At 53.9% G+C, this 25,833-nt stretch carries 17 protein-coding genes and 1 pseudogene; 9 read left to right on the top strand and 9 right to left on the bottom strand.

Features of this window, described 5'->3' with window-relative positions; translation table 11 throughout:
• Positions 1–148: 148 nt before the first annotated feature.
• Positions 149–370, top strand: a pseudogene (locus Q1A48_RS06315) (integrase core domain-containing protein); the annotation flags it as partial.
• A gap of 154 nt (positions 371–524) precedes the next feature.
• Here the strand turns inward: Q1A48_RS06315 and Q1A48_RS06320 are convergent.
• The 3 genes from Q1A48_RS06320 to Q1A48_RS06330 all read right to left on the bottom strand — a co-directional run bounded on the left by Q1A48_RS06320 (position 525) and on the right by Q1A48_RS06330 (position 6,136).
• On the bottom strand, positions 525–2,942 hold the full coding sequence (locus tag Q1A48_RS06320; RefSeq protein ID WP_299942540.1) for a hypothetical protein: 2,418 nt from the start codon (positions 2,940–2,942) through the stop codon (positions 525–527).
• A 406-nt stretch (positions 2,943–3,348) separates the two neighbouring features.
• A complete protein-coding gene (locus Q1A48_RS06325) occupies positions 3,349–4,059 on the bottom strand; it encodes a response regulator transcription factor (RefSeq protein ID WP_299942541.1) in 711 nt (236 codons plus the stop codon).
• Positions 4,040–6,136 carry an ATP-binding protein gene (locus Q1A48_RS06330; protein ID WP_299942542.1) on the bottom strand — a complete coding sequence of 699 codons (2,097 nt, stop codon included), beginning with the start codon at positions 6,134–6,136 and terminating at the stop codon, positions 4,040–4,042. Before Q1A48_RS06330 ends, Q1A48_RS06325 begins: the two co-directional genes overlap by 20 nt.
• A 313-nt stretch (positions 6,137–6,449) precedes the next feature.
• Here Q1A48_RS06330 and trmA point away from each other — a divergent pair, with 313 nt between their 5' ends.
• Positions 6,450–7,094 carry a tRNA (uridine(54)-C5)-methyltransferase TrmA gene (gene trmA / locus Q1A48_RS06335; protein WP_299942543.1) on the top strand — a complete coding sequence of 215 codons (645 nt, stop codon included), beginning with the start codon at positions 6,450–6,452 and terminating at the stop codon, positions 7,092–7,094.
• A 32-nt stretch (positions 7,095–7,126) separates the two neighbouring features.
• Here trmA and Q1A48_RS06340 read toward each other — a convergent pair whose 3' ends face one another.
• From Q1A48_RS06340 to Q1A48_RS06360, 5 genes are read right to left on the bottom strand one after another with little or no spacing between them, the layout of a single operon-like run.
• Entirely contained in the window at positions 7,127–9,055 is a 1,929-nt protein-coding gene (locus tag Q1A48_RS06340) for a hypothetical protein (RefSeq protein ID WP_299942545.1), read from the bottom strand.
• Entirely contained in the window at positions 9,052–10,176 is a 1,125-nt protein-coding gene (locus Q1A48_RS06345; protein WP_299942547.1) for a VWA domain-containing protein, read from the bottom strand. Before Q1A48_RS06345 ends, Q1A48_RS06340 begins: the two co-directional genes overlap by 4 nt.
• Positions 10,176–12,548, bottom strand: coding sequence for a DUF5682 family protein (locus Q1A48_RS06350; protein ID WP_299942549.1), 2,373 nt, complete (start codon positions 12,546–12,548; stop codon positions 10,176–10,178). Before Q1A48_RS06350 ends, Q1A48_RS06345 begins: the two co-directional genes overlap by 1 nt.
• A 4-nt stretch (positions 12,549–12,552) precedes the next feature.
• Entirely contained in the window at positions 12,553–13,668 is a 1,116-nt protein-coding gene (locus tag Q1A48_RS06355; RefSeq protein WP_299942551.1) for an AAA family ATPase, read from the bottom strand.
• On the bottom strand, positions 13,665–17,234 hold the full coding sequence (locus Q1A48_RS06360) for a DUF4132 domain-containing protein (protein ID WP_299942553.1): 3,570 nt from the start codon (positions 17,232–17,234) through the stop codon (positions 13,665–13,667). Before Q1A48_RS06360 ends, Q1A48_RS06355 begins: the two co-directional genes overlap by 4 nt.
• A 1,379-nt stretch (positions 17,235–18,613) precedes the next feature.
• Between Q1A48_RS06360 and mbhE the strand changes: the two genes are divergently transcribed.
• The 7 genes from mbhE to mnhG are packed head-to-tail and all read left to right on the top strand — an operon-like array spanning position 18,614 to position 24,356.
• A complete protein-coding gene (mbhE, locus tag Q1A48_RS06365; protein WP_299942555.1) occupies positions 18,614–20,899 on the top strand; it encodes a hydrogen gas-evolving membrane-bound hydrogenase subunit E in 2,286 nt (761 codons plus the stop codon).
• The gene (locus Q1A48_RS06370; protein WP_299942557.1) at positions 20,896–21,315 is read left to right on the top strand and encodes a Na+/H+ antiporter subunit B; all 420 of its coding nucleotides are present in this window, start codon (positions 20,896–20,898) and stop codon (positions 21,313–21,315) included. The genes mbhE and Q1A48_RS06370 overlap by 4 nt, the downstream gene beginning before the upstream one ends.
• Before the next feature lies 1 nt (position 21,316).
• Entirely contained in the window at positions 21,317–21,691 is a 375-nt protein-coding gene (locus tag Q1A48_RS06375) for a Na+/H+ antiporter subunit C (protein ID WP_299942559.1), read from the top strand.
• Positions 21,688–23,211, top strand: a complete 1,524-nt coding sequence (locus Q1A48_RS06380) for a Na+/H+ antiporter subunit D (RefSeq protein ID WP_299942561.1) — start codon at positions 21,688–21,690, stop codon at positions 23,209–23,211. The genes Q1A48_RS06375 and Q1A48_RS06380 overlap by 4 nt, the downstream gene beginning before the upstream one ends.
• Positions 23,212–23,213: 2 nt before the next feature.
• On the top strand, positions 23,214–23,687 hold the full coding sequence (locus tag Q1A48_RS06385; RefSeq protein ID WP_299942563.1) for a Na+/H+ antiporter subunit E: 474 nt from the start codon (positions 23,214–23,216) through the stop codon (positions 23,685–23,687).
• The gene (locus Q1A48_RS06390) at positions 23,687–23,989 is read left to right on the top strand and encodes a monovalent cation/H+ antiporter complex subunit F (RefSeq protein ID WP_299942565.1); all 303 of its coding nucleotides are present in this window, start codon (positions 23,687–23,689) and stop codon (positions 23,987–23,989) included. Before Q1A48_RS06385 ends, Q1A48_RS06390 begins: the two co-directional genes overlap by 1 nt.
• Before the next feature lie 22 nt (positions 23,990–24,011).
• Positions 24,012–24,356 (top strand): monovalent cation/H(+) antiporter subunit G, encoded by a 345-nt coding sequence (gene mnhG, locus Q1A48_RS06395; RefSeq protein WP_299942567.1) that lies wholly within the window; start codon positions 24,012–24,014, stop codon positions 24,354–24,356.
• A 327-nt stretch (positions 24,357–24,683) separates the two neighbouring features.
• Here mnhG and Q1A48_RS06400 read toward each other — a convergent pair whose 3' ends face one another.
• The gene (locus Q1A48_RS06400) at positions 24,684–25,664 is read right to left on the bottom strand and encodes a quinone oxidoreductase (RefSeq protein WP_299942569.1); all 981 of its coding nucleotides are present in this window, start codon (positions 25,662–25,664) and stop codon (positions 24,684–24,686) included.
• Between the last annotated feature and the right edge of the window lie 169 nt (positions 25,665–25,833).

Below are 25,833 nucleotides of genomic sequence, written 5' to 3' on the forward strand. Positions count from 1 at the left end.
GTCTGGCAAGCAATACCAGTAGCGCATTGGGGCGCATTCTTTGGCGGCTTTCAGGAAATCTTTAAGACAATCGGGCACCCTCTGACAAAAGGTAAGCCAGGCGCAGAGCAGCCGCCGGCTTGGGGGCCGTGGTCGAGGCGGCATCCATCTGTGTGAGCGATTTCACAAGACTATTCTGCAGGAGTTTTATCAGCCGTCACTACGACGCAAGATTTATGGCTCGTTGGAGGAGCTACAGATGGATCTGGACGAATGGCTCAATTATTACAATAATGAACGAACCCACCAAGGCAAGAAGTGCTGTGGCCGTACGCCTGCACAAACGCTTGAAGATGGCAAAAAGATCTGGATGGAAAAGTTCGTGAACTGAACCTGACCTGACAGACCACCGTCAGAAAAACCGGTAACTGTCAGATCAAGCCTAAACTACTACAGTTCAGTTGATATGGTTGTTAAATGGAACCTAAGACCCTTCGCATCGTCTTCGATCTGCGAAACCGAGAGAAGGGTCTCTATTTACCTTACTAAGTGATACTTTTTCCATTCTTACACTGACCGTAGGAGAGTAGGTAGGCAACGCGAAACGGTTTAGAGTTTGTGTTGATTTTCGCCTGGAGCTCGGGGTCATCGCAGAAAACCCACAATTCATCCACCCACTGTTTGCTGGGCTTGAGTATCATGACTTGAAAGCCGTATTCACTAACATCGTCGTCTTGTATCGGCGCTGGTACGTCAAGTGGATCCACCTGAAGAACCTGACCTCTGACATCGACCGTGTTGACGCTGCCCTCATATTTGGCACCAATTGATCCAGTAAACTCGACATACCCACCTTCACCCACGCCATTAAAAGTAATCGCTTCTCCTCCGGACGCGCCAGCTGTAATTTTGGCATAGACATCCCAGCCAAATTCGGTTCCCTTGGTCGTTTTGCCGGTGTAAGTTTTCACCTGTTCAGACGCTTCTGTCCATGCGATGTTGGCATTTTTGGGAGCCACCTGGTTAGGTCGGAGAACTTTTCCGACATAGTCACTTCCCCATGGTGCATATGGCCATTCATCCATACCCGGAGGTAGAATGCCAGCCATAGGCCCGCCTTTTTGGTTGGGGTCATACTCACCATCCGCGATCGCCTGATTTCGCGCGTCTATGCGCTCATTCAACTGATCTTCCAACTGTTTCATTGTTTCATTGATCGCGTTCTCGGTATACGAGGTTAAGTCACCAGGTGTCACATAATAACTCGTAAAGTCGAGATCGACCGCCTGTGTATAGCGCGGCACAATGGATACAATCGAAGGCGAGTTTGTGTCCAGCTTGCCATTATTATCAAGCATGTGAACGTCGTTTCGGACCATCACAGTGCCATAGCAAAATACCGTGCCGTCCGGAACCACTTTGCCCTCATAATCCGTCTGTGTTGTATGGATGATTTCATCCAGGGCTTGATTGCTCACCGCCTCTGACCATTTACCCGATAGACCAAAGCCGGCTTGAAGGTCAATATATGGACCGATACCCTTTGTCGTTTTAGCCAGAAAATGGACTCCCATCTCTCCCATCACCGCGTGCTGAACTTCTCGAGAGCTGGTTTTTTCACTGAGGTAATGAATGGAACCGTGAGAGCGACGTGCATAGTCGGCGTCAGGGGCATCCATAGTGTTGGACTGTGGAAATGGCATCGGGGAATCAAAGAGTGCGCGAACGACTAAAGAAGAAATATTGTATTGGCTTTTTCCATAGGTCCCTGTCGTATCTGAGATGTTATAGATTTCAGCAGCGTCCGTACGGCGAAGCGATCCATAGGTTGAGTACTTCCCCTTAATGTGATCATCGACCACGAAGATGTTCTCGTAGATGTCATAATAGTATTCGTCTTTATCTGAACTTTCTAATGCCGGACTATTTTCCGGTACACTCTGCCTCTTACCATCGACTTCTTTGTAGGGGCTGCCGACGATGAAGGAAGCCAAAGGCATCTTTTGAGAGGAATGAGGGTTATTCCATACCAATGTCTCAGGTGTCAAGGTGCCGACAATGTTACTGAGATCACTATTAGTTTCGGGATCATTCAGAATTAACTTGCGAAATACCACATCTTTATCATTGCTACGACAATAATAGAATCTGGGGTTTCCTATAGGGTCTACCGCTGCATAAACGCCTCGCAAGCCTCCGTCAAGGTCGATAACGGCAGAGTCACCATCAGAGAGCTCTTCACCCTTGTGCTCAAAAATAGTGATCCAAGCTACGTTGTCTTCATGCTGCCCGGTAGCGACATAGGTTTTCCCGAGACAAAGGAAACCACATGCAGTGACTTGACTGCCAAGCGTTGATTTCTGTTCATTTTCTCCCCCCGTCATCGTATAAGGGTTGCTCAAAGTTAGCTCTTGAGCACCATCGTTCAATTGCTGTTCGATGTCCACTTCGGAAAACCGCATGGTCTTGCCATCCTGCTCTTGCCAACCAATCAGTAAAGATTGATTCGGGAGCCTGGTGATGCAGCAGGATCGGAGCATGTCTGGGGTATCTTTCCCGTACTTAAACGATATGGGCTCGCACCACTCTCCTGTTCCTTGAAAACCATCGATAGCTTCAGCTTTTGATTTACGTGACAGCTTAAGAGTCTGATTGTCTGCATTGTCGATCCAAAGCAAATACAGATAAAGTTCCGACACAACGGCTGAGATCGCATGTCTCGTGTAAAAAGAGGTGCCCTTTGCGGTTTTGATTGTCTTGATTTGCCATTCTCTCGATTGAGTCAATGAGCCGAAATCACCGGACTTCAGGTCTACCAAAGCACCCTTGGATTCAGAGATGGCATGATTACCGTTCATGTTACCCAGATAGTAGAGGCTACCGTCAAATACCGCAGTTGCACCTGTGTTATTTGCGTTTGGTGTATCTGGGAGATGATATATAGAGGATTCCTGATATGACATTCTGTTTTCCTTTTTAGTCAGGTTGTGAATACAGCTGGGCGGACTCCCTGTCGATGTCGTTCAACGGGTCGCAGACATCGTTTTGCTAAATCCGGGTTTCGTCAAAGTTGGCATAGACACAGGCCCTGAAAGTTGGGGCCTGGCTTCTGGTTCAAATTCGATGGCTCAGAACTTTAACGCTTGTTCCTAAATGAGTCTTACGTTCAATTCTTAATGAATTGTTAATGTGTATGACTGGCTGCGTAAGGGGGTTTCTTACGCAGTGTTGTGAGGTGTTCAACGGTGTTTTCGCCGCAGGGTGCTTTTTCGCAGAGAGTGACTTAAGGCGGCAGGTGGGTCAGCCGGATGTGGACCGAGTCATCGGCGTTTTGGGGGGAGTGGTCTTGCAAGAGAGCGCGTTTTGCTATCAGCTATTTTCCAGCAAAGGCTCGCGGTTTGTTTCGACAATGCGGTAACCAACCCTGTGCACTGTGATAATCACCTGCTGCTCTTGTTTATGTTTCAGCTTGGTCCGCAAGCGGCTGATGATGACATCCAGACTGCGGGTCGAGCCAATTTCACCATCGGTCCGCAGGATGTTGAGCAGACGATCGCGCGGTACGACTTTACCGGATGCCCGGGTTAACGCCGCCAACACACGATACTCCCCGTCACTCAAGGCTACACTGGTTCCATCCGCGTAGCGGATAGATCGTGCCCCAAAATCCAGGCTGGCATGATTGAATTGGTAGTATCCGCTCTCTTCAGTCAAAAGCAGGCGATCTCTGCGTTTTAAAGCCTTGATCCGTGCTGACAGTTCCGGCAGCTCAAAGGGTTTCGGTAGATAATCGTCTGCCCCCATTTCCAAGCCAACCACACGGTCCACGGGGGCAGACTTTTTCGAGATCATGATGATACCAACCCTGGGATTGGACCGCCGGAACGTATCGATCAGTGCGAGTCCGTCGCAATCCGGTAGCAGAATATCCAACAATACGATGTCGGGCTTGCGCGAGAAAAAGATTTTCCGGGCTTCTTCACCAGTGCCCACGGCATCGACCTGATGTTCCTGGCTGTTGAGATACTCAACAATCAACGAGCGGTTCACCGGCTCATCCTCAACCAATAATATCCGCATGATCACGCTTCTCAATGTCGTCATTGGGGATATCGATCACATAATCCCGCAAACTTTGGATGGTAGTCTGGTATAGCTCCGAAAGCTCAACCGCAGCCTGTCGCGCTTGCGATTCACTCATGGTGGTGGCTTCAGCCTCAATTCGATCGCAAGCAAGATGCAGGGCTTTCAGCCCCAGCATGGCCGCCACGCCAGCGAGACGATGAGCGCTGTGCGTTATCGCCTTTGGCCTGTTTTGGCTCAGGGCTTCGACCAAAGCAACATGATAGGTGGCACTGTGTTGCTCAAACTCTTCCAATACCGCTCTAAAGGTCGACGGTGGCAGGGCGCGACAGTGGCCGTCAAGTTGGGCCTGATCGACCAAGGGTACTGCATCTGCCACGTTGAGTAGTTGTTCGCTCTGTGTAACAGCAACACAAGGTTCAGCCTCGGCCACCATGATATCCAGATCCACTAGGATCTCCAAGAGTTGTGTCAACTCGAAAGGTTTGGGCAGGAAAGCCTGGCAACCAGCCTGTAGACTCGCCTCTCGGTCGGCTGCAAAGCTGGAGGCACTGATCATAACAACGGGTGTCTGGAGTCCTCTCCCTCTCAAAATGGCCACCGTCTCCAAACCATCCAACCCGGGCATGCGCTGATCCATGATGATCAGATCCGGCGGATGATTGTCCACCCGCTCCAGGCAGCGCTCGCTGCTCTCAGCCTGATCCACCAGAATCCCCAATGGGCTGAGCAACTCTACCAATAAGGTGCGATTGGGTTTAACGTCGTCCACCACGAGGATTCTGGGGACCTTGCCGGTAGCGGGGGCAACCGAGGTAGAGCGGTTAATATTCTGGTGCTGTGCTTCCAGCTGGACGGGAATACTGAATCGGAAGGTACTCCCCTCGCCGACCCGGCTCTTCACATCGAGTGTTCCCCCCATTATCTCTACCAGCCGATGACTGATACTCAAGCCCAATCCCAAGCCCTCTTCCACCCCGCCTTGAGTGTGTACTTGATGGAATCGCTCGAAGATCCTCTCAGATTCATCGGCGGCAACCCCCGGCCCTGTATCGGTAACCGAAAGGGTAAGCAGGCCATCGCTATAGGTTACCTCCAGCGACACGCCGCCGTGGTCGGTGAACTTTATCGCATTTCCCAGCAGATTGATCAGCACCTGGCGCAGCAGGCGAATATCGCAAACGAGCGCTGCAGGCAGGGTGGTTGGTATCACCAGATTGAGGGAGAGCTTCTTGTTATCAGCGCGCAACTGAAACAGGCGGATTAAATCTGGAAACAGCTGCTTGGGCTCCCATGCCGTCAATTGCAGCTCCACGCGGCCGTTTTCGATGCGTACCAGGTCGAGAAGGTCATTGATCAGTACCAGCAGATGTTCCCCCCCCTCTTGAATCGCCTTGACATGGCGTTGGTAACGCGGTTGCAGATCGGGTGCGGCGGTCAACAATTGCGAAAAACCGAGAATGGCATTCAATGGAGTACGCAGTTCGTGACTTAGGTTGGCTAGGAAGACACTCTTAGCCTGGTTTGCCGCTTCAGCCGTCTCCCGTGCAGTTTGCAGCTGTTCTGCCCGCTGCCGGCTTTGCTCCAGGGTACGGCGCAAAGTGTCGATCATCTTCCATACGGTGTAGGCGGCGATGCCAGCGAGTATGCTTAGGTTATAGGCGCTCAGCACCCAGGTGCTCGGTTGCTGGATGAAAGTCTCAAAGTCGATGGGGAAGCTCCACCCCCAACCAACCACAGCGACGCCGACCGCCCCAATGGTCAGTGCTGTTAGCACAATGAGAAAAAGCCCCACCTGCACCGGCAACAACAACATGGCTATCATGGTGATCAGAATGAGTACACTTTTGGCGTCAGTTTGCGGGCCTGATAGAAAGAAGCCAATAGCTGAAGCTAACCACCACAGGCCCACGAAGAGGCTCGCCCGGGCAAGGTAAGGGATGCGTTTTCGATAGAAAATCAACAGTAAAAAGAAGCAGTATAAGACGAGCCTGACGGTGTTGTTGGGGGTCCACCCGACTTCATAGGTGCGGACGCTCATAATCACCATACCCGGAATGTAGCAGACAGCCATGACCAACATCAGTCGATCAAGCAGGTGCGTCCGAGTTTGGTTAAAGTTTTGTTGGAGAGTTATAGTGATGAAAGAGTGCCAGGTGTCCTGTAGAAACCGGGGAGTACGCTACTACAGAACCAACCTAATAGAAAGACTGAATGACTTGAGCCTTTTACACCGCTGTCGTATTGAGACTACTGTATTCTAATACGGCACTGCACCGCGTTAACACCAAAGAGTATCAAGACCAGCTACACCGGAAGGCCCAGCGCCAGAGTGAAGCTTATCGAGAATTTACCAGTCTAGAACCGGAACTATTCCCATCTCCATCATGGGCCTCTCGCGTAAACAAAAGGTCGTGCTGGAGCGGGACTTTGTGACCGAGTTACTGGAGATCGACGGCAAAAAATACCAGTATAAACAGGTGGAAGGTAGTTTTACCCAGCCCAACGGTGAGATCTGCCGCGCGATGATTCAGTGGGCCAAAAATGCCTGTGGCAATAGCGTTAGCGACCTACTGGAACTGTATTGTGGTAATGGCAACCTCAGCATTCCCTTGAGCGAAAATTTCCAGAAAGTATTGGCCACCGAAATATCTAAAGTCTCAGTGAATTCCGCCCAGGAAAATATTCGCATAAACAGTGTCCTCAACCTCAATATTGTGCGTTTATCAAGCGGAGAGTTTACACAGGCCATAGACAAGGTTCGCCCCTTTCGCCGTCTCGCAGATATCGATCTGGACAGCTATAACTTTAATACCGTACTGGTGGACCCTCCACGCGCTGGCCTGGATAAGGATACCTGTGCAATGGTGGCCCGTTTCCCACAAATCCTTTATATTTCCTGTAACCCGGAAACTCAACTGGAGAACCTAGAGCTGCTAAGCCAAACACACCGCATCAAGCGCTTTGCTCTGTTCGACCAATTCCCCTACACAGACCATACTGAAACCGACCTTCTACTGGTGCGCAAGTAGCCATCTCTTTCATTAAAATTCAGTCTTTACCTTCAGCTCTCGGCACACATGCTGCGGTCTGATAATCGGGCACCCTCTGACAAAAGGTAAGCCAGGCGCAGAGCAGTCGCCGGCTTGGGGGCCGTGGTTGAGGCGGCATCCATCTGTTCCAGCATCGACAAGACGTGCGTCTGGCCTAAGGCTCGGGCATCCTCACGCAGCCGATTCGAAATCCTGGCGCCACTCAGGCTGGCCAAAACCGCCTCAGCCATACGTTCGAAGAATAAGCTTAATGGGTGCATTGCCCCCAGCGTACTTACAGATCGGGGCACTGCGCGCGCCTTGAACCGTTCCATCACACCACGCAAACCGCTGAGTTCCGGAAGCCGCTCGAATTGTAGCGAGCGCCAGCCGCCGTCCTGGCCCGAAAGGTATAGCGCGATCACCCGCCCGCTGCCCCCGTTGCTCTGCGGGGAAAGCGCTACCAGCCCCGCAACAACCCGTCCCAATACCGAGGTGATGGCATCCATGCCAGAGGCTGTATCCGGGGGCAAATTCAATACAATTTCTTGCTCTTGTGCATCCTGCCAGGTCCAGACCAGGCGCTGCTGAAGCGGATCAAAGCTGGGCACTTCGACCGTGTGAGGCTTCAGGATTGTGAACATCTCCCCAACCCGCTGGCGCAAACCGCGCCCCAGGTCCTCGTCGATGCGCTCCGGTAATTGGTCCCAATCCCCGACCACGGCACCCGTTATTTCCAGCCGATCAAGGGAAACCGCCCCCGGCCCGAACACCGCCTGTTGGGTCAACCCAAAATTGCCGTCAGGGGCGCAGGCGGCGTCCTCCAACAGGATCTCTTTCCCGGCCATTCTTGCAGGTGAAGCCAGCGACCAGAGTGGCAAACCCCAAGCGTCTTGGGGCCGAAACCGCAAATCTACTCCGGCGCCCCGCGCCTCGACTGCGCGCTGTGTCCGCCCCGTTTCGAGATTTAGGAATACGTTTGTCAAACCTCGCGCACCGGAGGCTGTGCGCCAATGCTCGGCGCCAAGAAAGGCGAGCCGCCGCCTCCCCGAGGGCGAAAAGTGACGCGCCAAAACGCCAATCAATGCCGGGTCTGATGGAGTGATCCGCAACGCTTCGGTTAAGGCAAAGGTTCGCGCCATGGCGTAGAACAAATCCACCGGCTTTTCCTCGGCACGGCGCAACCGTTCGGGGTCCAATCGCTGCGACAGTGCGCGCAGCTCAGCCGACAAACGCGGCACAGCTTCTGCACGGGTAGAGATCGCCAGTGAGAACAATCGATCCCGCGCCAGCGCCACCGTGCCCGAAGACAGTGCCTGCGCTGCCTGGGCTAATGCCTGCACAGCGGCTTCCAACACCTCAACGCTGACGGCCTTAGCCTCATCAATCACCCGCTCCGGCAACGCCTGGCCCTTATTGCGCAGCAGTATGAGCGCCGCTGCCGCGATGGCGCGCTTTTTTCGCGCGGCATTCGGTCCTTTATAGAGGGCTTTGTTCAAGGCCAACCCGGCGGGAAAGGTGACAACCTCATTGGTTTCCACAAAACTGACCAGGGTACTGGACTCAGCAGCAATGCTGACAGGGGCATCGGTCATCGCCAGGGCGTGGGACCAGTCTTTACCGGCAAATTTTTCCACGCCTTCGAGGGTGAGGATCGCGGCTGGCGGGAGAAGCTCAGTTGGCGCTGCCGGTGCTGCTTCGCGGAGATGTAAAACCGCGGCGGCAATATGGCGGCACAATCCCACCGCAGGGCAAGCACAGCGCGCGGCAGCCAGTTCCTTGCCATCCAGCGTCAGCGTTACGCCATCCACATCAACGCTGGCGGTATTCCCGTCTAGCTGTTGAATGGGAACCTTGCCTGCGGCCACCTCCCTGCGGGCCCGGATCACCGCACCCTTGGACAAAACCGCCACAAGCGCCGCTTCGTCATAAGCGGCCACTAAATTCGCAAGCGCGCTCACTTCACCACCTCTGCCAGCCAGTCGGCGAAATTTTCCGGCGTCATAGCGCCAACCTGCATCCCCAGTGCCGCCAGTTGTTCAGCGATATGGCGGTTAAAATCCGCCCGCCCACTCTCATCCAGTGCCGCAATGCCCAACATCCGAACACGCGCCTCATTCAGTCGCGCAACACTGGCGAGCAAGGGCCTGGGCCCCGCACCTTCATAGAAATCCGACACCAGGGCCAGTATCGTGCGGCTCGGTTGCTCAAGCAAAGTTTCACAATAGCTGAGCGCTTTGCCGATATCGGTCCCCCCCCCAAGCTGCACCGATAGCAGCAGTGCAAGCGGGTCATCCAGCTGGTGCGTGACATCGACAACCGAGGTATCAAAAAGCACCATCTTGACCTTGATCCCCGGCAGGCCAGTCAAAACCGCGGCCATCAGGGCTGAGAAGATCAGGCTCTCTGTCATTGAGCCGGACTGGTCAACGCACAGCACAATGGTCCAATCCAGGTGCCGCTTTTGACGGCTCATAAACACCAGTTGGTCGGCGAGCAAGCGTTTGCGCTCGCCGTCCCAGGTCTCAAGATTGGCCCGCACCGTGGCGCGCGCATCGAAATTTGCCGAGGCCTGCATGGGCGAGCGCTGGTGCCTGTTACGCCGTCCACTCATCGCGCGCACCACCTTGGCCCGCAGCCGCTGCAAAATCTCGTCAATAATTTTTTTGGCCACACGCCGCAGCTCGGCCTGCATGGCGGGGTCGGCGCGGTCCTGGTAGGTTAACAGTGTGCGCAACAAGCTGGCGTCCGGCGCCAGATGCGCCCAAACCTGTGGGTCTTTGAGCAAATCCGCCAATTGATAGCGCTCTATTGCCTCAGTTTGCAGCACCTCAAACACCGTATTGGGAAATAAGTCTCTCACCTCCGCCAGCCAATCCAGCGCGTGCAGCTGCGTCGGTTCCAGCGAGCCTGCGCCGCCGCCCACGCTGGCGGGTTTGATACCGCGCTGCTGATATTCCCGCGAATAGAGGTAATCCAACGCGGCGTCCCGCCGCCTGTCCGCGCTGGAGAGACAGTCGCCAAACCGCTGCTGGGCGTATTTTCCCAGAAGCAACCGCCACTTCTCCTGTGGACTGCGCATCAGTTGCACTGCCAATGGGTGAGTCCATCGGCCTCCAGCAGAGCGCCCATGGCGCTGTCAATCATTAATGCACGGGTGGTCTCTGCTTCACTAAAACGACTTGTCGCGCCTGTCATACTGCCCGGCTGCACCCCCAATAGTGTCGCCAGTTCCTCTGCGAGACGGTCGGTTTCATGAGGATTCAGTTGTGTCAAACAGTGTCTGAGCGCGGGGAGTGCGGCAATAAAAGCCTCCTCGTCCAGGCTCGTAATCGCTGCATTTGCCGCCTCCAGTACCCGCTGGTTTTGCCAAAGCAACATCGGCGCGGTCATCAACAGGCCCCTCAACACCGCCACCCGCTCTTCAGCGGCGCCGCCAATCCCAAGCAGGGCGCCTTGCAACCGCGTTGCCAACACTTCCGGTGCGCGCAGACCCGCGCGCACCAGCAACCCCGCCACCGCCCCCGCAAGCATTGCCCGGCAGCCCTGTTGTTCTAAAAGCTGTGCCAAAGCATTGCTGAATCGATCCCCATCCAAGCGTTGGGCATGGGGCCCGCGCAGTACACTCGCGACAGTCTCAAGTGCCTTTATGCGCGCTGGCAGTGCCTCTTCCGGTGTCTGTGACAAATCATCCACCAGATACACTATGCGCTCAAACGCCGCACCCAGCAGCCCGGAAAGATCCGGCATCTCCTGGTCAAATAACGGGTCGCCGGGAATGCTAACCGCCTGCAGTTTAAAAAGGATCTGCACCAGCCCATCAAAGTCCGCCGAGACCGTGACGGCCTCCTGCAGTTCAGCCCTCAGGCCAACCAGTTCCGAGCCCAGCCCGGCACTCAGACCCAGTAATAACAATGCCAGATGCGCGCGCAGATCATTGCCCCGGCCAGCCTCATACAGGGCCGCGCGTCGCTCGGCCAAATGGTTTGCCGCCGCCTCAGGCACAGTCGCCCCAAGTCGTGCCGCGTCGATCAGCGCCCCTTCAACGAACGGTGACCAGCCCACGACCCACTCCTCAAACAACAGGTCGATGCGGTTACCTGTGACGAAATCAGGGCCGGTTTTCAGATCGGCAAAACCCGCGTTTAACAGCCCCATCTGGTGAAAGAACCGGGATGCCCTGCTGTGCGCCGCCTTGCGCCGGATATCCAGTTTTTTAGTCCGTTTCACGCTGTCCGATATATTCACCCGTGCGCCTTCGGCTCTCGCCCTGGCGTCTGCAACAATGGGGGGCTGGCCGGCCGATTTTGGCGCTTGTCCCAGCTTGGTGCCTCGAAGATAGTGATGAAGACGCTCCGAAAAGGGCTCTCCCGGACCGAATGCCGTTTTCACCAGCGCGCTGCGCATACCGTCGAACAGGTCCGGCAAAAGCACCGCGTGGCGGCCTTTTAAATGCGCCAGACCTTCAGCCATAGCGAGCATTTCAACCAACTGCGGCAGGGCTACCCGGCGTTTTTCCCGGGCCATCAAACCGGCAAACCCGGTGCCTACTTCCAGGGCATGGGCGGACCAATCCGGCGGGCCTCCCGCCGCGCAGGCCGCCTGCCACAAGCCCGCATACCAGCCCGGATAGCGCAACCCGGCGCTGTAGCCCGACAGGGCATCCAGGGCCTCCTCACCATAACTGATCAGATAGCTTTCCACCTCCGGTGCTTTGCAGGGGGTTTCCTCTCCCTTCTCTATCAAAGCCGGGGTGTGAAATCCGCCCGTCAACACCAGGATTCGCTTGCCCTCGGCCAGGGCGATATGGGCACGCATCTCGGCCTCGCGCGGCAGGGTGTCGTCGCTGTTGATAAGCTCCGGCGCTGTCGTTTTACGCAGGGCCAGGCAATAGGCGTAGACATCGGCGAAGAAGCCGCGCCAGTCGCGCTGCCCCAGACGCGTTTCAAACAGGTGGTCCCACAACTCAGCCCCATCGCGCAGGCCGAGCTTGGTGCAAGTGGCGCGAATAAATGTAGCGCTGTCAAAAGGCGCTTCTGACTGAAATACAGGCGCCTCTGCTTCCCCTTCAAGCCGGGTACCTGCGGGCAGGTCTATAAACCGTATCTCAGCCCCGATTTGTTTGGCATGGGTAATCGCCACAAACTCGGGGGAGTGCTCCGAGAATGGGAAATAACGCACCGCCCGCGCCTCTTGCCCGTTGCGAGCCCCCAGAGTGGCAATCGCGACCGGTGGTATCGTATCCGGGGCGGTTAAATGCGGTAGATGACAGGCCAGATCGCACGGGGCCTCAATCAGGATCACCTCGGGCCGGCAGTCGTCGAGCATGGCCCGCAACATCCAGGCGCACGCGGGCGAGTGGTGCCGGATAGGTGCAAAAAGACAGTTTCCACCGCGTGTGTCAAACAGTGCCGCCTCAGCCTCGGCGCGGGTAATGAGCGGAGTATCAACCACAGGTTTAATCACCTATTTCAATACGCGCCAGGGCTTGTTGGGCGGCATGAAAGAAATCCCTCCATACCGTGGATTTATTGGCTCTGTCGCGAGCCACTAAATCGATGTAACTGCGCAATTTACGCGCATCTTCCGCCACATCTTTGAATACAACGCCTGGCAACTGCCGGGCTATGTGCCCACCTGCCACCGTACCGCCATCCAGATAGGTGGCGTCCAGCGTGGCCGCATGGGCAAGGTTCACGATTTCAGCGGTGGACATCACCGCCTTGGGCGAAGCCACCATGGTGCCATCCTCCAGTCTGCCCAGACGCAGATCGCGAAAGACGGTCACCAGTAAGTCCAGCACGTCGCTGTCTGGCAGTGTGGCCTGGGGATGTTCAGCCATTCGTTCTTTGAGTTGCCGCGCCACCAGTGCCTTTTCATATCCGGCGTCGGCAATGGGGTGCACGGTCTCAAAATTGAATCGCCGTTTTAGAGCCGAGGACATATCGTGCACACCGCGATCCCGCAGATTCGCAGTGCCAATCACGTTGAAGCCGGGCTTTGCCCGCAGCTCGTATTCACTGCCCAACTCGGGCACGGTGATGGTCTTTTCCGACATCAGCGAAATCAGCACGTCCTGCACCTCGGGCGCGCAGCGGGTTAACTCCTCCACGCGCACAATATGGCCTGCCTGCATCGCCGACAGTACCGGCGAGGGCACCATCGCCCCGGGGCTCGGCCCCTCGGCCAGCAGCAGTGCGTAGTTCCAGCCATAGCGCAAATGATCCTCGATAATTCCGGCCGAGCCCTGGATCACCGCTGTTGAGCGCCCCGAAATCGCCGCTGCCAGCAGTTCCGACAGCAGCGATTTCGCCGTCCCCGGTTCCCCCACCAGCATCAGCCCCTGACGGCCCATCAGCGATACGATGCAGCGATCCACAAGGGCGTCATCGTTTACAAATTTGGCGTCGATACCCAGCGCCTTGTCGCCAATAATAAAACGGCGCACGGCGCGCGGCGTGCGCTGCCAACCGTCAGGCCGGGGCCCGCTATCGTCAGTGGCCAGCGCTGCCAGCTGATCGGCATACACGGTCTCTGCAGCCGGGCGCAGGACGGCTTTTGTGTGGTCACTCATGAATACAGGCCCTTTTGCTCCCATTCGGCATCAAAGGCCCCGTAGGCAGCAATCTCGTGTAGATCATTCCAAACTTCTGACAGTAGCAGTGGCGGTACCTGGCCCAGTTGCAGTGCAGAATTAGCGTAATTATCCCCGTCACGGATAAATTGCATATCGATAATCGCCACGGGGATATTTTCCTCGGGCATATAGCTGCCGGTGAAATGAAGCTGTGCGGTAATGCCCAGGTTGCGAAATGCCTTTTGGTAGGTGTCGAACGATGCCGCATCCTCAACCGGGCCGCGGTCATAGCCGAATTTTGTGGCCGCCGAGCGCAGACGCAGCGCTTCCATCAGCCAGCCTTTGCGGTCTGTCAGTTCGGTCTCGCTCTTTTGTGCTTCACTCAGCACCTGCAGCGAGCGCGATATCTGGGGAAATAAGGGGGTGATCTCAAAGTCCTCCAGATGCTGCGTCCAAGCAGCCCTTAACGGCTCGTCGATCAGGGCACTGTGCATCAGGTCCACTGTCACCACCCCCGTCAGGTCAGCATCTTCACCCTCAGCATCAAAAAAGTCCCCCTCGGGCGTCGGCCGGAAGCTGGTTTTCATCTCACCGGCTTCATCCAGCCCGCGCCAAATGGCCCGCTCGGTCAGGCGATTGAGGATGGGGTGGGTGTTCAGGTCATTGCGCCAGGCATCAATCGGCCAGTTGCGGCTTCCCAGCATCCCGTCATAAAGCCGCGCAGCTTGTTGGCTGGTCACGGTTTTGATGGTCTTTTTGGCCTGGCTAAGCATCTTCTTGGCCTCTTTGGTCTGGGTGTCCTTGCCTGCGGGCAGGCCCTTGACCTCGCGCCCATCGGGGTTGAAAACTTGCACTTTTAAACTGGAATCGAGTTGCGCGGTATAGCGCTTGCCACTGTCACCCACTGCCAAGGTCATGGTGCCGTCTTGTTCAAACCCGCCGGAGGGCACCGAGCGGTCGGCCAGCTCATCCTCACTCCAGCCGCGCGCCTCCGCCAGCTTAAGAACACAGTCCTGGGCAAATTCCTGAATACTGCGTTGCTTAAAGCGGGTTGAGACCGCCACCAGCAACTGCACCGCCTCAGGTGATCCGGATTTCAGCAGCACCTCCAGCAAAGCTTTGGCCTGGGATAGCCGCGCGCCGTGATCTTTAAGATAAGCCGCAATCATCGCCCCAAGTTTTACTGGCGGCGCGCGATGGGCCAGTGCCAGGATGCCTTTGCTGGCAGCGGCCTTGGAACCAACCTCGGTATCACAGGCGATCCAGTGGCTCAGCAACCATTCTGCAAACAACGCCACATCGCCCTGGTTCATCTGATCCAAATACAAATCAAACAGTGGGCTGCCTCCGGGGGCTTTCAGCTTAAGAGCCAGCCGCAACCACGCATCCATAAGCACCGGTGGCACCGGCTTGCCGTCCGCCCAGGTGAGCGCCGGCGCCTGGGATTGCACCAGCCAGTCCAATTTACCCAAGGGCAATTTGGCAACCAGCTTTTCGGCTTCGGCCAGCAGCGCTTCCCGCCCCAGATACGGTGCTGTGTCGCCTCCAAGCCGGGCAATGGCGGAAATCATTTCGGCGCGGGCAAAGTCAGACTTTTCAGTCTTCAGCCGCCTGGCCAACCCCGGCACAGCAGTTTTTGTGCCACGGTCAGCCAGGAACCGCGCGGCGTTGCCCCGAACTGTCTGGCGCTTGTCAACCAGCGTCGCAATCAGGGTTTCGTCCACGTCTGGCGCATCTTTAAGCAGCTCTTGGGCCATCTCACGCACAGAGCAGCTTTCGCCAATGGCGGCAGACAAAATATTTTGAAGTAAAGATTTCGGAAGTTTGGGAAGCTGTTTTAGAAGCGCCAAAGCCTTTTCATTTTGGTAGGCATTCGTATTCACCGGCGGTAAAAAGCTGGCGATCAACTCCAGATGCTCGGCAAATAACGGCCAGGCGCCGTGTATTCCAGCCGTTGATGTGGCCCAGGACAGGCCATAAGAAGTGTCCGCACAGTAACTCTCAATCAAACCTGCCGGCGACAATTCCACAATCTCGGCCCGGTGATTTTTGATAACAACATTCAACGCAGCGGCTTCTTTAACCAGGTGGCGGAGATCGAACACACCTTCTGCCATGGCTTCAGTAAGCCAGGCTGCCCGATCGCGATGCGGAGGCCAACCGGAGCCGTGAAAGACCGCAGTGAAATTCTGGTCATAAGCGAAGCATATTCTGAGCGCCCGCAGAGAGGGGATTCTGCCCAGTGCGGACTGCAGCCAATCGGCGAAAAGCCGCAGGTCCATAAAATGCGTCGGCAAATCCTGCGGGCTGTTCGGCCCATGGGGCTTGAGGGGGATCTTCCCTGTAAACAAATCAAACACGACCTGCGCCCGTTTCAGGTGAGTGGGCTTCTCTATCCAGGTCCTCTCGCCACGCTCCCGATACCGTTTCAACTTGGTGTCATAATCTTCCTGCTCACGCTGTTTCAGCTCTGCCAGATCCTCGGCCGTCAGCACTGGCGCACCATCATCTGTCAGTTCAAGCATAGGTGGAATGTCCACTCTGGTGCCATCGACAGCTAGATAAGCCCCTTTGTCCAAATCCAGATTTTCATGAGCCGGCGCAATCGCCACCATCTGGTCAATGAGCGCCAAAACACTTTGTGTTTTTTCCTCTTCTCGATGTTTTTTTAACACCGCAAGCGCACTTTCACCACCGAGGCTACCCAACACTTGCACCATCGTCTTGCGCACAGCAGCTTTACTGCTGGTCAACCCATCTGTGGCCATGCTCTGCACCAAATCCGGGTCATGCCTGGCCAAAGCCACCCGTGCTGCCTCGCGCAGCCTGGCTGAGCCCGCAGCCATTTGCCTAAAGAGAAAATCCAGATAGGCAGGATTGGTGGCCGACGTATAGTTGAGTAGCTTTGGCATAGCACTCACACGTTTGGAAGTGTCTATCAACATGAACCCTTCAATAACCCCGGCGGGATCACCTTCCATCAAATACTGCTCCAGTGATACACCTTGATATGTGAACTTTAGGTGACCAAAGGCAATGGCAACCACCAGGTGTGCCGGGCACCCGCCAAGCTGTTTTGTGGCCGCGATAAGGTCCTTGTGTGTGGTTGATTCAAACGTGTTGCTGTCTGGCTGAAAGTCTTGGTTAAACCGACCAATTATTTCCACAACCAGCGGGGGTATCTTTGCGTCCTCAAAGCCATAAACATAATATTTCCCCTTGGACTCACAGCCCCAATACAGGGCTTCAATATACCGTGCCAAACCCTCCGGATTACCAGGAAACTGAAACAAAAGAGTATTTTCTTGCTTGCTCCTGGCATAGCACGCACTGTAATCACCTGAAGACAGAGTCCGCACAATCTTATCAACCGCGGGTTCATTCGCCTGCAAGGTTGCCAGAACAGTCCGGCCCTCCCCTGTCTCGATATAGGTGGCCAGTTTACCCGACAAGCCCTTTTCAATTTGATCCAAATGGGAAAATATAGCGGCAAAGGGCGAGGAGTTACCTGTGTTTCGCCCAAGCAAACGCGACAATAGACTGGGGGAACCAGGTTTGTTCATGCTTCAATCTCCAATGTGATCTAGAAGTGTTGCGGTTTCGCCGTAACTGAAAAAAAGGTTATATCTGCATCCGAGTACCTAGGGGGTCAAGCCAATTTTTAGTGGTCTTAACTGTCCTGACGGCATCTGGATAGAGGCAAAAACAAGTTGGGGGATAAGGACTGACAAGTGATACCTTCGAATACATCGGTATTGCATTTCTGCCCCAGGTTGTTTGGGCATATTTTGACCTGATTGCTTAGATTCAGCCTGGGGGTGAACGGATTCACAGTGCCTATTATGCCCATAGTGGTGCGGGAAAATGCCGCTTGACAAGCGCTAATAACAGCGTGCAACAAAGCACTGTTTCGGTATCATATTCTTCGATGCACTGAGTCAAACTGATGCCCCTCTGAGGCTGTGCCCTGTTGCGGGCCATGGCAGATTACTTTATGGGTCCACCAAAACTGTATTTATATACAGATTTCTATCCCTTGGCAAGAAGGGTAACCAGATAGCAGCATATTTGAAGTGCGTTGAGGCTTGGCTATTTCGGAGTAATCCAGAATGGGTAAATGCCCACCCCCCTCAATCGCGCCCCATTCGCCAGGAAAAACGCCTGGTGCAGCAGCATGTTGTTAGTCAATGACGGAGGCTAGAAACCGTACCCGACACACAGCATACGGCGTATTCACTGGATTCAATTGTTTAACCACCCCGGCAATCCTGTAACTGAAGAGAGACCCTAAGGATTACAAACGATATGCCATGTTCCTGGAGCAGCCCTGAACAATTGATTTTCAGGCTAGAAAAGTAGCCAGAATTTTATCCAGTCTCAAAAAATAAACCAAGCCGGAATACCCTATTCTCCTAAACCACCAGGCACTGTCAAACTACAATTATTGTATATTTTAAAAAGCAGGGAGGAAGCCTAGACTCTTCCCAGGACCTATAAATAGGAATGCTAATGACGCGTGTACTGCGGCGTATGCAGGGCGGGCCGGTGTGCGCAAATGCTCTCGATAATGAAAATTGCCCGATGGGCCAGTCACCCTTTCACCTCATGTACACTCTATCGTAGTATCCTTTACATAATCTGAATTCAATACATTTTTATTCAGATCACATCGAGGCGGTCAAGCCCTCTCGGAAACTTTGTTAGAAGCGTAGAATGCGTTCCTGATTGAGTATGCATTTTCGGTATAGAAGGTCTTACGTCTTTGCCGATCATGGATCATACAGCAGCTTCCGGCAATCCTGGCATTTAAGCCCACTTTGCAAATGCCCTTTTGAGTCCCCTCCCCGGTAAGACCCCATTCGAGTGGCGCAACACCCATTTCCTGACCTGCTCCCCTGCCAATTCCCCCCTAAACTAGGGCATGGCAACTGAGAACGGGTTCATGGGTACAGCTGGAGGCGGAGAAAATCGCGATAACGGACAGGCGAAGCTGGGGAGGCACCTCACCTTACTAACGGCCCTACCGCCGGCATTGCTAACACTATTGCTTCTACTCTATATGCCGGATATCGCGGCTGGCCGGACAATCTCTTTCGGCTTTGTCTGGATAGCAGACCTGGGCATCGCTTTTCGCTTTTATATCGATGCCCTGAGCCTGCTTTTTGCCCTTCTGATCAGTGCAATTGGTGCCTTCGTGGCCATCTACGCGGTGGCGTTTTTACACGGACACCCACAATTGCGTCGTTTCTTTTTATATCTCTACCTATTCATTGTTGGGATGCTGGGCTTAGTGCTGGCTGGCGACCTTATTACTCTCTTTGTCTTTTGGGAAGTCACCTCTGTCGCCAGCTACCTGCTGATCGGTTTTAACCATACCAGTGCTGTTGCGCGCCGGTCAGCCTTGCAGGCATTACTGGTGACCACTTTGGGCGGGCTCTGCCTGTTGGTGGGATTGCTGCTGCTCGGCTCAGTGGCGGGTAGCTATGAAATGACGCAGGTATTGGCTTCTGGAGAAGCCGTCCGGGCCAGTCCGTTGTATTTCGCCATCCTGATACTCCTATTAATCGGCGCCTTCTCCAAATCCGCTCAGCTACCGTTCCACTTTTGGCTGCCCAATGCGATGGCGGCCCCTACACCGGTGAGTGCCTATCTGCACTCGGCCACCATGGTAAAGGCGGGCATATACCTTTTGGCGCGTATGCACCCGGTGATGGGGCAAACCGATATCTGGGAATGGACCTTAACCTGTACAGGGGCCGCTACAGCCACGGTGGCGGCGGTTGCTGCTTTGCGACAAACCGACCTAAAACTCGCCCTGGCCTACACCACTGTCATCGCCCTTGGTACCTTGACGATGTTTCTGGGCTCAGACGCCACCATAGTGATCGCCGCGGCGATCACTTTCCTATTTGTGCACTCCCTGTACAAAGCCGCCTTGTTTATGGTGGTGGGAATTATCGATAAACAGGCGGGTACGCGGGATATCAATAAACTGGGCGGTCTTGGCCAGTCGATGCAGATCACTTTTGTTATCGCCCTGGCAGCGGCCCTGTCGATGGCGGGTTTCCCCCCCTTTCTCGGATTTATCGGCAAGGAACTGAAATATGAAGGTGCCCTGGCCGTGGCATCCGAACCTGCACTGGTTGCCACGGCGGCAGTATTTGCCAATGCTGTCACGGTGACGGTTGCCGGTATGGTGGCTCTCAAACCTTTTTTAGGCCGACCGAATCATGTTTACCCCAATGTACAGGAGGCACCCGCCGGGTTGTGGATAAGCCCACTGATACTCGGTGGTTTAGGGCTGACCTTTGGTCTGGTCCCAGAACTGGTTAACGATGAGCTGATCACACCTGCAGTGACCGCAATTCTCGGCACTTCTGAAACCATCGAGTTGAAACTCTGGCATGGCCTCAATATTCCCCTGCTCCTGAGCATTCTGACCTTTGGACTGGGTATCGCCATGTATTTGGGGTTGTCCAGGCTGCGCGATTGGCTGAGTTGGGATTTCAGCCACGCGCCGACAAATGCCGATCAGCTTTGGGATAAATCCCTGGAAAAATTGCGGCTTATTGCCGCTCTACAAACCAATCTTTTACAAAATGGCGTTATGCGCCATTACCTGACTGTCATTTTTTTCACCATATCCCTCGTCCTCACTTATGCGCTCATACGCACCGGGCAGTATTCCCTGGTGTTCGAATGGCCACACCTGAACCTGAAGGAGTGGGCGGCCATACTGTTGACGGTGGGAGGCGCTTTGATGGCAGGGGCCGCACGCAAGCCACTGATTGCCATCTGCGCCCTTGGAGCCCTCGGTGTGGGCATTGCCCTGATTTATCTGTTTTTTGGTGCGCCGGATGTGGCCATTACCCAGCTGCTTGTGGAGACTTTATTTTTAGTATTGGTGGCGGCCATACTGCCGCGCCTGCCGGTGTTCAGTCCTGGGCGCAAAATTCGTTTTCGTTCGCGGGATGCAGCGCTGGGTGCCCTACTCGGCCTGCTGGTAACCCTCACTATCCTGGTGGTATTGCAAACACCCTTTGACAGCCCTGCCAGCAACTTTTTTAAAGAGGCTTCCGTGCCCCAGGCCCATGGCCGCAATATCGTAAACGTCATATTGGTGGATTTCCGTGCACTGGATACTTTCGGTGAAATTATTGTTGTATTCACCGCAGCTATAGCCGCAGTCACTTTGCTGGGTCATCGACTACGGCGAGGGAAGCAGTGAACTCCCTGGTACTTCAAAGCGCAACCCGGGTGCTAGTGGCCTTGCTTCTGGTATTTTCGGTATACATGCTGCTGCGGGGGCACAATCATCCCGGTGGCGGTTTTATCGCGGGACTCATCGCCGCATCGGCATTCGCACTCTTCGCCATGGCCTGGGGCATGGAGGCTGCACAAAGCGCATTGCGAATCCCTCCCGGTAACCTGGCGGCAACGGGTGTATTGATAGCAGCGTTTTCCGGTGTACTCGCCGTTTTTTTCGAAGGAGCTCCTTTTTCTGGCCAATGGTTACAATTGACAGGTCATAAAAATACTGGCGGTATCAGCATTAGCAATGTGCTGATTTTCGACATTGGTGTTTATCTGGTGGTGTTTGGCTCAGTACTGACACTGATTTTTGCTCTGGAAGAGGTCAAATGATGTGGAAGGCCCACTCGCAATTGTTGTTGGTATTCTGATAGCTACCGGGGTTTATCTGATGCTGGCGCGGGATTTACTGCACTACCTGTTTGGCCTGGTGATGATCAGCAATGCCGCCAATCTGGCCATTTTTATTACAGGCAGGTTGACCCGAGCTTCGCCGGCGCTGATTCCCGAGGGACTGGAGGTACCGCCTATGCCCGTGGCCAACCCCTTACCTCAAGCTTTGATCCTCACTGCGATTGTTATCGGATTCGGCCTGCTCGCCTTCACCCTGGCACTTATTGCACAGGCCTATAAAGTACTGGGAACGCTGGATGTGGACACCATGCGCATTGCAGAACCAAGGAAAATAAAAAGGAAAGCATCCCCTTGAGCTGGTTACTCGCTCTGCCTTTTTTAATACCCATAGGAACAGCGCTCGCCACTTTCTCTGCGCGCGCCCGACACCCTCTCTGCGGTGCACTGTCGGTACTGGGATGCACAATACTGCTCATTATCGCAGTCACAATTATTTTACTGGTGGAACAAAATGGGCCTATAGCAGCCCAGATGGGGGATTGGGAAGCGCCCTTCGGTATTACTTTGGTGGCAGACCGCCTGAGCGCCATCATGCTATTGATCAGTGCCATCGTAGGGCTCTGTGTCTCGTTGTTTGCACTTTCGGATATCGATAAAAACAGGGTAACGCTCGGATTTCATAGCTTTTTTCAGTTGCTGCTGGCAGGTGTTTGTGGCAGCTTTGTTACTGGTGACCTGTTTAATCTGTATGTCTGGTTCGAGGTGATGCTGATTGCCTCTTTCGCGTTACTGGTGCTGGGGGGGGAGCGCGTACAGCTGGATGGCGGCATCAAATATGTGGCGCTGAATCTGATCTCCACACTATTGATGCTGACTTCCATTGGCCTGATATACGGGCTGACCGGCACACTGAATATGGCGCAGCTACATATTTCACTCGCGGCTGTGAATAATCCGGTAGCCGTTTCAGCGCTGGCAGTTCTTTTTATTGCCGCTTTTGGTATCAAGGCGGCGATATTCCCATTGTTTTTCTGGTTGCCTGCATCCTACCATACCCCGCCTGTGGCCGTTACTGCGGTTTTTGCCGGGCTTCTCACCAAGGTCGGTGTCTATACATTGATTCGCACCTTTACCCTGATTTTTCCCAATGATCCGGGTTTTACCCACAATATTCTGCTCGGTACGGCACTGCTCACGATGCTCACCGGGGTATTGGGTGCCGCGGCGCAGTACGAATTCCGTAAAATTCTCGCTTTTCATATTATCAGTCAAATCGGTTTTCTGGTTTTGGGGCTGGCACTCAACTCCCCATTAGCCCTGGCGGGTTCGGTTTTTTATATCGTGCACAACATCGTCGCGAAGACGAATCTGTTTCTGATCAGCGGTACCGTTCAGCGCCTCAGTGGCAGTTTTGAATTGAGTGAGATCGGTGGGATCTACAAGGCCAGCCCATTACTATCCACCTTTTTCTTTATTGCTGCGTTCAGCCTCTCGGGCTTCCCGCCCCTATCCGGCTTCTGGGCCAAACTACTATTATTGAAGGCCAGTCTCGATCAGACCGCTTACCTGGTTGCTGCAGTGATTTTAATTACCGGGGTACTCACTCTGTATTCCATGAGTAAAATCTGGGCAGAGGCATTTTGGAAGCCTGACCCTACAGGGGATTGCAGCGATCTGTATACGCTATCCTTGCCAGAACGGCTACAGCGCTTATTGCCGGTGGCCTTTCTCGCGCTGGTTACTCTCGGCCTTGGCTTGCTGCCAGAGCCACTTATCAATTATGCGCTGGCGACTGCGAGTGAATTGCTTGAACCTAAGGATTACCTGGATGCAGTATTGAAGCCGGAATCCATCCAATCTATGGGAAACCGCTGAGTATGCGTATATTTCTACTGAATCTTTTACTCGCAATCAGCTGGGCTGCCCTTACCGGCAACGCGACCCTGGTTAATTTGTCATTTGGTTTTCTTCTCGGCTACCTGGCGCTGCGGATATCCCCAGAGCTGCCCGGAGGCAGTATATATTTTAAACGTCTACAAAACTTTTCCCGTCTCTGCATATTTTTTTTACAAGAGCTTGTCCTCTCAAGTCTGCGCGCTGCCTGGGAGGTTTTCTCGCCAATACTAAAAAGTCGTCCGATCATTGTACGAATTCCGCTGGAAATTCATGAACGCAACCAGATTTTTGTACTGATTAATTTAATTTCACTGACACCGGGCACTATGGTACTAGATATAGCTCCGGACAACTCAGCACTCATTGTGCACACCATGTTTGTGGATAATCCAGACCGTTTTCGCCAGGAAATTCGCCTCGGCTTTGAAAGACGTGTCAGGGAGGCCATCTCCTGATGCCGGTAACCACCGTCGACATTCACTCCTCAATTATAATGCTGGCGATCAACATATCTTCCCTGATGCTGTTATTGGCTCTGGTAATGTGTTTTCTGCGTATCGCCCTGGGGCCCACACTGGCAGATCGGGTTGTTGCCCTGGATGTCCTCAATATTCTCGCTGTGGCTTATTGTGCACTTTTGGCCATCGCCTCGGGACAACCCGTATACCTGGACGCGGCCATTGCGCTGGCCCTGGTGGCTTTTTTGGTCAGTGTGGCCTTTGCCCGATTTATCGAAAAAAGCGGCAAAAAGCTCTAACCTAAAGAGGAAGGAGGTAAAAGTGGTTTTAGATGAATTATTTATCGCAGCGCTGATATTAATAGGCAGTTTCTTTGGATTCAGTGCTGCCCTGGGCCTGTTGCGTATGCCGGATTTCTATACCCGCATGAGCACCTCCGGTAAAGCCGCTACCCTCTGCTGCGGCTTACTCCTGGCTGGGGTTGCCACTCTGTTTCAGGACGCCCAGGTAACAGCGCGCGCTGTGGCAGCCATCTTATTTTTACTGCTTACGGTTCCCATAGGGGTACATATGATCGCCCGCGCAGCTTTCCGAGTTGGCACTCCCATGTGGCGCGGTAGTTTTGTCAAACCTCGATTTAAAAACCCAAAAAAAGAACTACAGTAACCGCACCGATATTTCAACAAAAGCAATCGAATGCATTATGAGACATCCAGTTTCATTCTGGATTAACAATACACCGAGAACCACCCCCATGGGTGAATAAATATCACCAAATATTTTTATGACACCATTGGGTTTCCAGCCCTTCAGTAAATACTGCACTGCGGATGCGTTAAAAACCGCTTTCACATTTCCAGAATACTACTACCGGGTCGAAAGGAAAGAATACCCCTCTCCCAGGACACGCCGTGAATACAACCTTGTACGCTCGCAATCGGCATCCATGCCTCATACGATCCTGGCAGAGGGGTATTCTTCCCTCCTGCTTTACTAGTCAGGGACAAGAACTGAGGCACCTGTAGTTTTACGGGCTTCAAGGTCAGCATGGGCTTTTACAGCCTCTTTTAGGGGATAGCGCTGATTGATCTGGACTTTGACAATACCATTGGCTACAGCCGTAAATAAATCCTCCACCGTCTTTTCAAGTTCCCAACGTTCTGCTGTGTAATCAAACAAGGTGGGTCGGGTCGCAAACAGGGACCCCTTCTGAGATAACAGACTCATGCTGAAATCTGCAATAGGTCCCGAAGACTGGCCAAATGAACACCATAAACCGCGCGGGCGAATACAATCGAGCGATGCCGGAAATGTATCCTTACCGACACTATCATACACAACATCACAGCCACGCCCATGGGTAATTTCACAAACCCGCGCAACCCAGTCCTCCTCCCGGTAGTTAATCACATACTCATAGCCATTGGCGCGTGCCAGATCCATTTTTTCTGTGGAGCCTACGGTTCCGATTACCCTGGCCCCCAGAGCCCTGGCCCATTGCCCAACAATCAGCCCAACCCCGCCCGCCGCTGCATGGCACAGCAATGTCGTCTCTGCAGTGACCTTATAGGTTTCACGCAGCAGATATCTTGCAGTCATACCTTTCAGCATTAAGGCTGCGGCCTGCTCATCGCTTACACTTTCAGGGATTCTAACAAGCACACTGGCAGGAATATTGCGCTCCTCGCTGTATGCCCCCAAAGAGCCAGCGTAAGCCACGCGGTCTCCCACAGAAAAATTACTGACTGCCTCACCCAGTGCGATTATGACACCCGCGCCCTCACTGCCGGGAATAAAGGGCAAACCCTCTGGTGCGGGATAGAGACCGGATCGATAGTAAGTGTCAATGAAATTAATACCGATCGCATTGTGACGTATCCGTACTTCGTGCACTTGCAGCTCTGGCAGGTCGATATCCACGGGTGTAAGAACGGATGGTTTACCCGTTTTTTCAACCTGAATTGCATGAACCATTGACCCTCTCCCAATAGACAACTGTGGATAGTGTTTATTGACGAAACCCTATCTGTTAGGTACAAACTGGAGTGTAAAACACTCTGTGTGATTGATTGGCACTCAGTAATAGATTAGCCTGCCGGCTAATCCAAAAAATTTTCATTATTATCAATCATCCCAGGTTTAC

Origin of the sequence: uncultured Microbulbifer sp. (assembly GCF_947489355.1) — a bacterium.
GTDB lineage: Bacteria > Pseudomonadota > Gammaproteobacteria > Pseudomonadales > Cellvibrionaceae > Microbulbifer.